The organism is Pseudomonas syringae pv. cilantro (assembly GCF_001293775.1).
Lineage (GTDB): Bacteria > Pseudomonadota > Gammaproteobacteria > Pseudomonadales > Pseudomonadaceae > Aquipseudomonas > Aquipseudomonas syringae_P.
Map to the genome: position 1 here is coordinate 233,229 of NZ_LGLN01000067.1, position 10,921 is coordinate 244,149.

A 10,921-nucleotide genomic window follows, 5' to 3' on the forward strand; every position below is an offset into this window, starting at 1 on the left:
CGATAGTGGATGGCAAAAAGGCGTGTCGAGGGTCCCTGAGCAATCGGGTCCGGTTTTCAGAAAACCAGAGACACTGGTTCTCAATTGTTGTGGAGGAAGGTTTTGAAACGCGACCTTCGGCTTGCGTCATGGCTGATCTTCGTAGTGTGCGCCTGCGTGGTGATGCTGATGGTCTGGCAGGCATGGACCGCGCGCCGTAACACGCTGGAGAACATCCAGACCAGCACAGTGAACCTGGCTGCGGCGCTGAGCACTTACACCGACGGTATCTTCAAGCAGAGCGAGTTGATGCTGATCGGCCTGACCGAGCGTGTCGAAAAGGACGGCGTCGGGCCTGAGCAGATCGAGCGGCTCAGGTGGGTCATTGCCCGTGAAATGGGCGCGTTACCGCAGATCGATACGGTCACACTGTTTAACGCGGACGGCATTTCGATCTTTTCGACCAATCCCAAAGCCGTAGGCGTCAACAGCGCCGGGCGTGAGTTTTTCAAACATCACCTCGAGGACCCCGGCCGGGCGACGTATATCGGCCCGACGATTCGCAGTCGCGTCTCCGGTGAGTGGGTGATCTCGGTCAGTCGGCGTCTCAATAATCCCGACTCGAGTTTTGCCGGGATCATGGTCGCGACCATTGGTATCAAACATCTGTTGAAGTTCTACTCGGGTATTCAGGTCGGAGACACCGGTGTGATCAGTCTGACCACGCCAGCCGGGCATCTGCGCGCAAGGTATCCCCACCTGGAAGCTGAAATCGGCCGTGATCTGTCATCGACGCCAGTCTTCACCACCCGGCGTAACGAGTCGTCCGGCACCGCGCATTTTGTCTCCAGAATTGATGGTGTGGCGCGTTTCTATGCGTTCAAACGTAGCGATGTGTACCCGATTGTGACCGTCGTCGCGCTCGGCCAGAAAGAAGCCATGCTGGCCTGGCTGGGGCAGACCCGTCAGTCGCTGGTGGTCATGCTGTTGTTGCTGGGCCTGGTGATCGGACTGGGCGTCCGGCTGATCAGGCACATCCACAGCCGCATACGCGCCGAGGACCAGTTGCTGGATTCTCAGGCAGCGCTCATCCAGCTTAACCAGCATCTGGAATTGATCGCCTCTGAAGACAAGCTCACCGGGCTGGCCAATCGCAGGCGCTTCGATCAATTTCTCGATGTGGAATTCAAGCGTGCCCGGCGCGAGCGCAGCATGCTGTCGTTGATTCTGATCGATGCCGACCATTTCAAGCGCTACAACGACCATTACGGTCATCTGGCTGGCGACGAATGTTTGGTAACCCTTGCCCGGCTGGTCGAGCAGTGCATTCGCAGGCCGTGTGATGTGGCTGCCCGTTATGGCGGTGAGGAGATGGCGGTGGTGCTGCCCGATACAGACGAGTCCAGCGCGCGTCAGGTGGCCGAAAGCATTTTGAAATTCATTCAGAACGAGCAGATACAGCATCCCGACAGTCCTTACGGGATTGTTACGGTGAGCCTCGGCGTGGCGACCTTTATCGGCACGGATCGACAGCAGGATCAGCGCGGCCTGATCGAACTGGCCGACCGGGCGCTGTATGCCGCCAAGTCTCAGGGCCGCAATCGGGTCAACGTGGCATCAGAAACCGCCATTGGCACGCTGCCCGCCTGGACTCAGGTCAAGACCAGGGCTGATCAGGAATCCGGATTGCCCAAGTGATTGACCGCGGGGCGTGAACCCCGCGGGTCGGGCGTTCATTCTTTGCCCGGCAGTTGCTCTGCGTCGGCATTTTGCTGCGCGTTGTGCGGTTTGCGGCGCAGCACCGACAGCACCCAGACAAAGAAGATCGGCACCAGAATCACACCCAGCAATGTCGCGCTGAGCATGCCGCCGATCACCCCGGTGCCGAGAGCCCGCTGGCTGGCAGCGCCTGCGCCAGTGGCCAGCGTCAGCGGCACGACGCCGAGGATGAACGCCAGCGAGGTCATGACAATCGGCCGGAAACGCAGCCTTGCCGCCTGCAGCGCTGCATCACGCAGTGAATGGCCCTGATCCCACAGTTCCTTGGCGAATTCGACGATGAGAATCGCGTTTTTCGCGGCCAGCCCGATGATGGTGATCAGCCCGACTTTGAAATACACATCGTTGGGCATGCCCACCGCCGTGACCGCCAGCACCGAACCCAGCGCGCCCACCGGGACGATCAGCATCACCACCAGCGGGATCGCCCAGCTTTCGTACAGCGCGACCAGCAACAGAAACACCACCACCAGGGCGAGTGCGAACAGCCCGGCTGCCTGACCGCTGGCGACTTTTTCCTGATACGACAGGCCGGTCCACTCATAGCCGATGCCCGCAGGCAATTCGGAAACAATGCGTTCGATCTCGGCCATGGCCTCGCCGGTACTGACCCCGGGTGGTGCGTCGCCTGCGATGCGGAACGTGGGGTAGCCGTTGTAGCGGGCGATCTGCACCGGGCCTTCTTCCCAGTGCGTCGAAACGAATGCGCTCAGTGGCACCAGTGTGCCGCTGCTGTTGGGCACATACAGCTTGAGCACGCTTTCCGGCGTCATCCGCGCACCTTGTTCGGCCTGCACCACGACCCGCTGCTGACGCCCGGCATTGGCGAAGTCGCTGATCACCGAGGAGCCGAATGCGGTGGACAGGGCGCTGCTGATCGACTCGAAGCTGACGCCCAGCGCGCGCGCCTTTTCACGGTCGATATTCAGGCGTAACTGCGGCGCTTCGGCCAGGCCTTCCATCATCGCGTAAAGGATTTTCGGATTGCCGTTGGCTTTGCCCAGCAGCTCGTTGCGCGCCGCCAGCAACGCTTCGCGGCCCAGACCTGCACGGTCCTGCAGGCGCAACGCGAAACCGCCCGAGGTGCCCAACCCCTCGATGGGGGGCGGCGTGACGGCCATGACCGTACCGTCGCTCAGACCGGCAAAGTGCTGATTGAACGCAGCGGCTTCTTCACCGGCGGATTGTCCGTCGCCACGCACTGACCAGTCTTTTAGGGTCGGGAATGCCAGACCGGCGTTTTCGCCCATGCCGGAGAAGCTGAACCCCAGCAGCATGGTCACGGCACCCGTGGCTTCGCGGGACAGCATGTAGTTTTCCAGCAACTGCGCAGTAGCGTCGGTACGCGCCCGCGTCGCTCCGGGCGGCAATTGCACGTCGATGATCAGATAGCCCTGATCTTCGACCGGCACGAATGACTCCGGCAAGCGCAGGTAGAAAAAGCCCAGCAGACCGACGATGCCGACGTACAGCAACATGTAGCGACCGGCGCGCTTGATCATGCTGGAACTGACGCGTTCGTAACGGTCGGTAAAGCGACCGAACAGACGATTGAACCCGCCGAAAAAACCGCGCTTTTCGTGCTGACCGGCGGGGATCGGCTTGAGCAGGGTCGCGCACAGCGCCGGGGTGAAGGTCAGGGCCAGTAAGCCCGAGAACAGAATCGACACCGCCAGCGACAGCGAAAACTGCTGGTAGATCACACCAACCGAGCCACCCATGAAGGCCAGCGGCAGAAACACCGCAGCCAGGACCAGCGTGATGCCGAAAATCGCCCCGGACACCTGTTGCATCGCCTTGATCGTTGCAGCGGTCGGCGAGAGGCCTTCTTCGGCCATGATCCGCTCGACGTTCTCGACCACTACAATCGCGTCGTCGACAAGAATGCCGATGGCCAGCACCATGCCGAACATGGTCATCATGTTCACCGAGAACCCCAGCAGGTACATGATCGCCAGCGTACCGGCCAGACACACCGGCACCACAATCGTCGGGATCAGCGTGTAGCGGATGTTCGGCAGGAACAGGTACATCACCAGGAATACCAGAACCATGGCTTCGATCAGGGTGTAGATTACCTTGTCGATGGCCACGTCGACAAACCGCGAGGTGTCATACGGGACCGAAAATTCGACGCCTTCCGGGAAGTTGACCGACAGCTCGGTGAGACGCTGCTTGACTGCCTTCACGGTTTCGATCGCGTTGGCACCTGGTGACAGCTGAACGGCACCGGCCACGGCGCGCTTGCCGTCCAGGCGTGATTCGAAACTGTAGTCCTGACTGCCAATGGCGACCCGAGCCACGTCGGAAAGGTGCACCGCAGAACCGTCTTCATTGGCACGCAAAACGATGCGCCCGAATTCTTCCGGGTTGTCCAGGGTGCCCTTGACTGCCAGCGTTGCAGTCAACTCTTGTAACGATGTACCCGGACTGCTGCCGAAGCTGCCCGCAGGAACCTGTACGTTCTGGGCGCGAATCGCCGCGTTGACATCGTCGATGGACAGCCCGAAACCGACCAGCTTCTGCGGATCGATCCAGACCCGCATGGCGGCTTCGGCGGCGAAGAACTGCAGCCTGCCGACGCCATTTACCCGGCTGATTTCATTGTTGACGTTACGTGCCGCGTAATCGGCCAGGGCGACCGTGTCCTTGTTGGCCGAATCGCCGCTGTAGTTCAGGGTGAAGATCATCAGGAAGCCGGAGCTGGCCTGCTCGACTTGCAAACCCTGGCTGAGCACGGTCTGCGGCAAGCGCGCTTCGGCTTTCTTGATGCGGTTCTGCACTTCGACCTGGGCCATGTCCGGGTTGGTGCCGGGCACGAAGGTGACATTGATTTCGGCGCTGCCGGTCGAGTTGCTGGTCGACTCGTAATACAGCATCCCTTTGGCGCCGTTGAGCTCTTCCTCGATGACGCTGGTCACCGAATCCACCAGCACCTTGGCCGATGCGCCGGGGTAGGTGGCGGTGATGGTGATTTGCGGCGGCGCCACGTTCGGGTATTGCGCCACCGGCAAGGCGGGCAGGGCCATCAGCCCGGCCAGCAGAATGAACAGGGCCAGCACCCAGGCAAAGTTGGGCCGCTTGATAAAGAACAGGGACATGGACGGTGATCCTCGATCGCGCTGAAGGCGGCGTTATTGAGCCTTGGTCTGCTGCTGGGCAACTGGCGATTTGGCGATGACCTTGTCGCCTGGATTGAGCCCGGTCATGTTGCCGACGATCACCTGTTCGCCTGCTTTCAGCCCCTCTGTGATCTGCCAGCGCGCGTCCTGCATGGTGCCGGTCTTGACCGGACGGGCTTCGACTGCGCCGTCCTGACCGATCAGCAGTACGCGGGCTGCGCCATCACTGGAACGCTGCACGGCCCGTTGCGGCACCAGAATGGCGTTGGCGTCGACTCGCTGGGGCGTGCGCACACGGACATACATGCCCGGCAGCAACACGCCTTTGGGGTTGGCAAAGCGGGCGCGCAACGAGACCTGGCCGGTGGTCCGGTCGACGGCAACGTCGGTAAACAAAAGGGTGCCGGTGCTTTGGTAATCGGTGCCGTCGACGCTCAGCGACAAGGCATCCTCACCGCCCTTTGGCAGTCGGCCGTCCTGAATGGCCGCGCGCATCTGCAACGCCTCGGCCGCTGGCTGGGTGAAGTCGGCATAGACCGGGTCCAGTTGCTGAATGGTCGCCAGCTGCGTGGTTTCGCCCTGACCGACCAGCGCGCCTTCGGTGACCATCGCGCGACCGATGCGCCCTGAAATCGGCGCTCTGACCGTGGCATAGCCCAGGTCCAGCCGGGCCGTTTCCACGTCAGCCTGAGCTGATTTTCTGGCGGCGGCGGCGTTTTGCAGTGCAGAGCGGGCGGTGTCGAACGTCTGGCGGCTGACCGCTTCGATTTCCACCAGCGACTCGTAACGTTTGACCGTGGCCTGCGTTTCAAACAGCGTGGCCTCGGTGCGCGCCAGATCACCCTGGGCCTTGGACAACGCCGCCTTGAACGGTGCCGGGTCGATCTGGAACAGCACCGCGCCGGCTTTTACGTCTGCACCTTCCTCGAAGTTGCGCGTCAGCACGATGCCGGCCACGCGGGCGCGCACCTGTGCGACACGCACCGGCTCGATACGGCCGGGCAACTCGTCGACAACGGTGAATGATTCGGCTTTGACCGCAAGCACTTGCACTTCTTTGGGTGCCGCAGTTGCCGCGTGGTCCTGCTGCGGTTTCTGCTCGCAACCGGCCAGGCCAAATGCGCCCAACAGGGCTATCGCAGGCAGAACACGCCAATTGCTGAAATTACTCATCATTCACCCGGCCGTAGCCCATCAGACGCTAAAGGCGCGAATGATCCGCTTTTGTACAGCGATGAGTCAATATTGGCTCATATGAGACTTTCGTGACTAATTGTGTATATGCTTTGCGAATAAACAGGCGTTCTGCACAATGCGCGGCACCCAATCTACGACGAGGTAAAGACGCACCTGATGGACGTACCTGCTGCTGACGAAAAATTCCTGAAAGCGCTGGCCGTTGCGCTGGTCGACCACTCCAACGGGACATTCAAGGACATTGCCGAAGCGGCGGGCGTGAGCAAAGCCACGCTCAATCGCTTCTGTGGCACCCGCGCCAACCTGATCGAAATGCTGTTGATCCACGCGTCCGAGCTGATGAATAAGATGATTGCCGACGCCGACCTACAGAACGCGCCACCGCTTGAGGCGTTGCAGCGTCTGGTCGACAACCACCTGACCCATCGGGAAATGCTCGTCTTTCTGGTTTTCCAGTGGCGTCCGGACACCATGGATGAAAACTGCGGCGGCTTGCGCTGGCTGCCGTATTCCGACGCACTGGATGCGTTCTTTCTGCGCGGCCAGCGCGAAGGCCTGTTTCGCATCGACATCAGCGCCCCGGTGCTGACCGAAACCTTCGCTTCGCTGCTGTTCGGCCTGGTCGACGCAGAACGCCGCGGCCGGGTTGCGCGCACGGGAATGGGTGCAGTGTTGCTGCAGATGTTCATGCAAGGCGCGGCGTCTGTTAAGTGACAATGGCGTTGCACGAGCTGCCCCGTGCTGTTTTGTCGCACCCGGCCCGGCACCCCTTTAGATCAACGTTTAGACGCTTGCTCATGACTTGATACAGGATTGTCAGTATTCCCCACCGCCCTCGAGTGGTAAATTCGCCGCCTTTGAATTTGTCTGAACCCACGCGCCTAATCCTCCAGGGGACGTAAGACATGACGTACCAACCGACACGCCGCGAGGTGGTCACGGGCCTCTCCCTGCTGAGCCTTGGTCTGCTGGCTGGCTGTGGCAATTCCAATGCCCTGCCGTTCAAGCACGGCAAGGACATGAGCAACGAGATTGTCGGCCGCAATTTTCGGCTCAAGGATTCGCAAGGCAACGTCAAGACGCTGTCGAGTTTTCGCGGCCTTATGCCGATGATCTTCTTCGGCTTTACCCAGTGCCCGGCGATTTGCCCTACGACGCTGGCGCGTGCTGCGCAGATCAGGAAGCTGATGGGCGAGGAGGGCAAGACGCTGCAGGTGGTGTTCATCACCCTGGACCCTGAGCGCGATACGCCCGATGTGATCGACGCCTACGTCAAGGCCTTCGATCCAACCTTCGTCGCGCTGTCTGGCACCCTTGAAGAAACGGCTGCCACTGCCAAAGAGTTCGGCGTGTTTTTCGAGAAAGTCCCGCTGGGCGACACCTATACGATCTCCCACACGTCCACCAGTTACGTTTATGACACGCGTGGCGTCCTGCGTCTGGGCCTGTCGCACCGGCTGTCCGCGCAACAATGCACTGAAGACCTGCTCACCTTGATGGAAGTATGCTGATGACCGTTCTGATTCGTCACGCCGTAAAGCCTTTGTTTTTGACCCTTTCGCTGTTGGGCATGAGCGCTCAGGCACTGGCCGACACCAAAGTCGATGACGCCTGGGTGCGTGCTACCGTGCCGGGCCAGTCAGCGACTGGTGCGTTCATGCACATCACTTCAACGACCGACAGTAAGCTGATCGATGTTACATCGGCTGTCGCCAAGACTGTGCAGATCCACCAGATGAGCATGAAAGACGACGTGATGAGCATGCAGCGCGTTACTGCTGTCGACCTGCCTGCGGGCAAGCCAGTGGTGTTCGATGCCAACGGCTACCACGTCATGTTCATGGGCCTGGCGGCGCAGGTCAAAGAGGGCGACAAAGTGCCACTGACCCTGACCGTGGAAGATGCCCAGGGCGTCAAAGAGTCGATTCAGGTCACCGCCGTGGCCAGATCGCTGACCACTGACGAGCACGCCGGGCATGGCGACCACAGCGTTCATTGATGGATTGACGCAGAGCGTCGCACGATAGTTGAAATTATCGTTCCGCACGCTTGTCGATGACCCCACCGGGCTGGGTATCAACTACGCCGGGTACGTGATCCACAGCGCCATTCACGCGGCGCGCCACGACCTGCAAGCGGTGTTGCATACCCACGCGCGCGACGGCATCGCGGTGTCGGCACAGACAGACGGCTTGTTACCTATTTCCCGGCACTCCATTGCCTTCTCCGGGCGTGTGGCCTGCCACGGTTACGAAGGCATCGCGCTGGACCTGAGCGAGCGCGAACGACTGGTCGCCGACCCGGGCGACAAGAGCGTGATGATCCTGCGCAATCATGGCTTGCTGACCGGTGGCGTGAGCGTAGAGCACGCCTTTCAGTAACTTCACGCACTTGAATATGCCTGCAATATCCAGATCGCCGCGCAATCAGCGGGCAATGCCGAGCTGGTGTTTCCTCCGCAGGAAGTCATCGCCAAAGTCGAGGAACAGGCCAAAGTCATCAAGGACGGACACGGCCCGGGTGTCGCACGGCACTGGAATGCGTTGATTCGCGAGCTGGAGCGCAGCGGCACCGATTACCGGGACTGAGTCTGCAATGCAGTGATGCGAGGCAGCAACGGTTGGTGTAGTGTGCGCACCCAAAACTAGGGGCGCATACATGCAAGACCTGCTGAACGAAATCCTCGATGAAGTAAGGCCTTTGATCGGTCAGGGCAAAGTGGCCGACTACATTCCGGCGCTGGGCGGCGTCAGGCCCGATCAACTGGGCATCGCCGTCTATGGCAACGACGGCCAGATGTTCAGTGCCGGGGATGCCGAAACATTGTTTTCCATCCAGAGTATTTCCAAGGTGTTCAGCCTGGTGCAGGCCATCGGCCATTCCGGTGAGGACATCTGGCAGCGTCTCGGTCACGAGCCTTCCGGCCAGCCGTTCAATTCGCTGGTGCAGCTCGAGTTCGAGCGGGGCAGGCCGCGCAACCCGTTCATCAATGCCGGCGCGCTGGTGATTTGCGACATCAACCAGGCACGTTTTGCCGCACCTTCTTTGTCGATGCGCGATTTCGTCAGGCGCCTGTGCGACAACCCGGGCATCACTTCCGATTCCAAAGTCGCCGAATCCGAATACCAGCATCGCTCTCGCAACGCAGCGGCTGCCTACCTGATGAAGTCTTTCGACAATTTCCATGGCGATGTGGAAGACGTGCTGCGCAGCTATTTCCACCATTGCGCACTGAGCATGAGCTGCATCGATCTGGCGCGTGCCTTCGGCTTTCTGGCCAATCAGGGTTTTTGCGCCCACAGTGGCGAGCAGATTCTCAGCGCCCGCCAGACGACTCAGGTCAATTCGATCATGGCCACCAGTGGTCTTTACGACGAAGCCGGCAACTTCGCCTATCGTGTCGGTTTGCCCGGCAAGAGCGGGGTAGGCGGCGGAATTGTGGCTATCGTTCCGGAGCGTTTTTCGGTATGTGTATGGTCCCCGGAGTTGAACGCGGCCGGCAATTCTCTGGTCGGTATGGCTGCGCTGGAAAAACTCAGTGCGAGGATTGACTGGTCTGTCTTTTGAAGTGAGAAGTGCTCTGGAGCGCAGATGATCAGGAGTGACGGATTGAATAGCAGGGTGTGCAGATCACTCATGATGAGCATCGGGCTGCTGGTGCTAGCAGGTTGTGCAAGCCAGCGCTTCGAAGAGCCTGAACTGAGCCCGCAGCAGGCGCGCGCGCAGATCGTGCGGCTGATGCCGGCCGATGTCAGTGACCGGCAGGCGTGGGCAACCGATATTCATGCCGCGTTTGCCGCGCAGAAAATTCCGTTGACCACCGAAAACATCTGTTCGGTGCTGGCCGTGACCGAGCAGGAATCCACCTTTCAGGTCGACCCTGCAGTGCCGAACATGGGCCGGATCGCCCGCGCGGAAATCGACCGGCGTGCTGCGCGACTGCACATCCCCAACGCGCTCATCGCCACCGCGCTGCGAGTGCGTTCGCCAAACGGCAAAACCTATGGCAAGCGACTCGACTCGGCTCACACCGAGAAAGACCTGAGCGCCATTTTCGACGACTTCATCGGTATGGTGCCTCTGGGCCAGGTGTTGTTCGGCAACTTCAACCCGGTCAAGACCGGCGGGCCGATGCAGGTTGCCATTGCCTTCGCCGAAAAGCACGCCGAGGATTATCCCTACCCGATTGACGGCTCCATCCGACGCGAAGTGTTTACCCGTCGCGGCGGCATGTATTTCGGCATCGCCCACTTGCTGGGCTACCCGGTGAGTTATACCCAGTCGCTGTACCGCTTTGCCGACTTCAACGCCGGTTGGTACGCCAGCCGCAATGCGGCGTTTCAACAAGCCGTGAGCCGCGCGGCCGGCATCGAGTTGGCACTTGATGGCGACCTGATCCGTTTCGACTCCACCTCACCCGGCGCCACCGAACTTGCCGTGCGCACGCTGGCTGACCGGTTGGGCATGAACAAATCGCAGATATGGAACCAGCTCAAGCAGGGCGATACGCTGGAATTCGAGGAAACCGATCTGTACCGCAAAGTGTTTGCGATGGCCGACAAAGCAGCGGGCAAGCCCTTGCCACGCGCCATCCTGCCCGGCATCACCCTGAAAAGCCCGAAAATTACCCGCAACCTAACCACCGCCTGGTTCGCCGAACGCGTGGACGACCGCCGCGAACGCTGCGTACTGCGCGCGCCGAAGGGTGTTTGAGTGAGCGCAGATGCTGGCCATCTCTCGCTTCAGCGTCGGAATGCACCATCATTGCCATCGCAGAACCGCTGTGTGACGCGGAGCGTCACGAACTGCATATCGACGCGGAGCATCGGCACGACAGTCAACTG

General features: G+C 60.5%; 8 protein-coding genes and 1 pseudogene. 7 read left to right on the forward strand and 2 right to left on the reverse strand.

The features are described 5' to 3' along the window. The first annotated feature begins 102 nt into the window (after nucleotides 1-102). A complete protein-coding gene (locus ABJ99_RS18300; protein ID WP_054087024.1) occupies nucleotides 103-1,677 on the forward strand; it encodes a sensor domain-containing diguanylate cyclase in 1,575 nt (524 codons plus the stop codon). A gap of 35 nt (nucleotides 1,678-1,712) precedes the next feature. Here ABJ99_RS18300 and ABJ99_RS18305 read toward each other — a convergent pair whose 3' ends face one another. Both ABJ99_RS18305 and ABJ99_RS18310 read right to left on the reverse strand, forming a co-directional pair. Next, nucleotides 1,713-4,859 carry an efflux RND transporter permease subunit gene (locus ABJ99_RS18305; protein WP_054087025.1) on the reverse strand — a complete coding sequence of 1,049 codons (3,147 nt, stop codon included), beginning with the start codon at nucleotides 4,857-4,859 and terminating at the stop codon, nucleotides 1,713-1,715. Between the two features lie 33 nt (nucleotides 4,860-4,892). Next, nucleotides 4,893-6,053, reverse strand: coding sequence for an efflux RND transporter periplasmic adaptor subunit (locus ABJ99_RS18310; RefSeq protein WP_054087085.1), 1,161 nt, complete (start codon nucleotides 6,051-6,053; stop codon nucleotides 4,893-4,895). 180 nt (nucleotides 6,054-6,233) lie between these two features. Here ABJ99_RS18310 and ABJ99_RS18315 point away from each other — a divergent pair, with 180 nt between their 5' ends. From ABJ99_RS18315 to ABJ99_RS18340, 6 genes and pseudogenes are all read left to right on the forward strand, one after another. Continuing rightward, nucleotides 6,234-6,791: a TetR/AcrR family transcriptional regulator gene (locus ABJ99_RS18315; protein WP_054087026.1), complete on the forward strand. Its 558-nt coding sequence runs from the start codon at nucleotides 6,234-6,236 to the stop codon at nucleotides 6,789-6,791. Nucleotides 6,792-6,982: 191 nt separating this feature from the next. Beyond that, nucleotides 6,983-7,588 carry an SCO family protein gene (locus ABJ99_RS18320; RefSeq protein ID WP_054087027.1) on the forward strand — a complete coding sequence of 202 codons (606 nt, stop codon included), beginning with the start codon at nucleotides 6,983-6,985 and terminating at the stop codon, nucleotides 7,586-7,588. Then, nucleotides 7,582-8,076, forward strand: a complete 495-nt coding sequence (locus ABJ99_RS18325) for a copper chaperone PCu(A)C (protein WP_162491538.1) — start codon at nucleotides 7,582-7,584, stop codon at nucleotides 8,074-8,076. The genes ABJ99_RS18320 and ABJ99_RS18325 overlap by 7 nt, the downstream gene beginning before the upstream one ends. Nucleotides 8,077-8,122: 46 nt before the next feature. Then, nucleotides 8,123-8,665 (forward strand): annotated as a pseudogene (locus ABJ99_RS18330) (class II aldolase/adducin family protein); the annotation flags it as partial. Between the two features lie 70 nt (nucleotides 8,666-8,735). Continuing rightward, nucleotides 8,736-9,644 carry a glutaminase B gene (gene glsB / locus ABJ99_RS18335; protein WP_054087028.1) on the forward strand — a complete coding sequence of 303 codons (909 nt, stop codon included), beginning with the start codon at nucleotides 8,736-8,738 and terminating at the stop codon, nucleotides 9,642-9,644. 69 nt (nucleotides 9,645-9,713) lie between these two features. Beyond that, entirely contained in the window at nucleotides 9,714-10,790 is a 1,077-nt protein-coding gene (locus ABJ99_RS18340; protein WP_054087029.1) for a DUF1615 domain-containing protein, read from the forward strand. The last annotated feature ends 131 nt before the right edge of the window (nucleotides 10,791-10,921 follow it).